Here is a 1,261-nt window from a genome sequence, read left to right as displayed (position 1 = left end):
AGGCGTTCGGGCTGATGTTGCCGATCGCGGAGTGGCGCCGGCGAGTGTTGTAGCGGTTCGCCCACCGGAACACGGCCCGGTAGGCGGTGGCCTGGTCCGGGAACGCTGACCGGCCGGCGAGGAGTTCGCGCTTGAGCGTGGCGTTGAAGCTTTCCGCGAGTGAGTTGTCGGCACTCGTGCCGACCGCGCCCGTGGACTGGGTCACGCCCAGCTGCTCGCAGAGCGCGGCGTAGGCCTTCGAGGTGTAGACGCTGCCGTGGTCGGAGTGGAAGATCGCGCCGACCAGCGACCCGCGGTCGCGGTGCGCGGCACGGAGGGCGTCTTCGACGAGTTCGGTGCGCATGTGGTCGGCGACTTGCCAGCCCGCGAGCTTCCGGGAGCCGAGATCGATGCAGGACGCGAGGTAGAGGTTCGTGCCGTCGGCGATAGGCAGGTAGGTGATGTCGCCCACGTAGCGGCGGCCGGGGTCGCCGACGGAGAAGTCCCGTCCGATCAGGTCGGGAAAGCGCCTGGCGGACTGGTCCGGGATCGTGGTCTTCACCCGTCGTCGCAACCGGATCCCCGCGAGACGGTGCTCACGCATTACCCGCGCGACGCGCTTGTGATTCACCCGCTCCGCCACGGGCACACCGTCGTTGAGGTCGGCGGTGATCCTGGGCGCCCCGTAGGCGCGGTCGCCACCCTGAGCGGGGTCTTGCAGCACCCGGATCCGCGCCGCCAACACCGCGTCGTCTGTCGCCTTCGCGGCTCGCCGCCCGGCGGAGTCCAGCCAGGCGTAGAACGACGAGCGGGCGACCTCGACGACCTCACACAACCGCTTCACGCCGTAGGCGTCCTTGTGATCCTCAACAAACTGCAAGCGGTTCACCAGTTCGTCTCCCCAGCGAAATACTTCGCCGCCTGACGGAGGATGTCCCGCTCCGTCTCGAGCTTGCGGGCCTCGGCCTGCAAGGCCGCGAGGTCGGCCTCCAACCGGAGGACCTTCGCCGCCGGCGACTCCGGTCGCCCCGTCGCCCCCGGCGGCGACGCAGCGGCAACCGTGACCCCGGAGCCGAACTTGTCGACCCACTCTTTCAGCGCACCCCGAGAGATCCCGAGATCCCCGGCGATGCCCTTGAGCGTCGAACCCGGCGTGGACTCATACAAGTCCACCGCCCGCTGCCGGAACTCGTCCGTGTAGTTCTTCCTAGCCATCCCTTGGATTCTCGCTTCCCCAGCATCGTGCTGGAATCAGCGTGTCCAAGATCAGGGGTCAAGGCCC

General features: G+C 68.5%; 1 protein-coding gene. It reads right to left on the bottom strand.

All coding sequences use genetic code 11. From position 1 onward, the window contains the following. A protein-coding gene (locus EG850_RS13170) for an IS3 family transposase (protein WP_124974240.1) occupies nucleotides 1–1,194 on the bottom strand; the annotation gives its coding sequence in 2 pieces (ribosomal slippage) (nucleotides 1–882 and nucleotides 882–1,194; 1,195 coding nt annotated over the 2 pieces). This gene is flagged as partial in the annotation. Nucleotides 1,195–1,261: the final 67 nt, after the last annotated feature.

Origin of the sequence: Gulosibacter macacae (genome assembly GCF_003865375.1) — a bacterium.
Classification (GTDB): Bacteria; Actinomycetota; Actinomycetes; order Actinomycetales; family Microbacteriaceae; genus Gulosibacter; species Gulosibacter macacae.
The sequence above is the reverse complement of the archived record's forward strand: the minus strand, read 5'-3'. Positions and strand labels throughout refer to the sequence as shown.